Annotated in this window: 1 pseudogene; it reads left to right on the top strand. The window is 60.4% G+C overall.

The features are described from left to right. Window positions 1–507: pseudogene (locus HMPREF3096_RS11620) on the top strand (hypothetical protein); the annotation flags it as partial.

Below are 507 nucleotides of genomic sequence, written 5' to 3'. Positions count from 1 at the left end.
GAGCAGAAAGCGGCCTGTGGCGTGGTGGTCAGTCTGAGTGACGGCGAGCTTTGCATCCAGCGCGGTGTGCAGAAGAAGGTGCAGGCGGCGGTCGCTGACGCGCAGGAAAGTACCGTCTCTCAGGCTTCCATCCATGTGGTCGCCAGCAGCACCCCGGATGTGGCAGAGGGTATCAGCGTACCGCTTCTGAAAAAAATGTCGTCCGAGAGAACGCTGGCGGTGCAGGCGGAACTGGTGCGGCAGCCACAGAAAGCCGTGGCCTTGATGGTCTGGCGGCTGTGCAGTTGCGTGTTCCACTACTGTATCACCACCCGGCACCCGTTCGTGATGAATCTCGGGGTTCACCACAGCAGTCTGACCAGTGAAGCCCCGACCGGAGAAAACGGTCAGGCATGGCAGTCGCTGATGCAGGAGAAAGCCCGTCTGGAAGCCATGCTGCCGGAGGGCTGGAAGAACGATTTCACCACCTTTTTTGCCCTCGACGGACAGACCCTGATGTCGCTGATG

The sequence above is a fragment of the Klebsiella sp. HMSC25G12 genome (assembly GCF_001807705.1).
Classification (GTDB): domain Bacteria; phylum Pseudomonadota; class Gammaproteobacteria; order Enterobacterales; family Enterobacteriaceae; genus Klebsiella; species Klebsiella variicola.
Note: the sequence above shows the minus strand (reverse complement) of the source record. Positions and strands in the feature narration are given on the sequence as shown.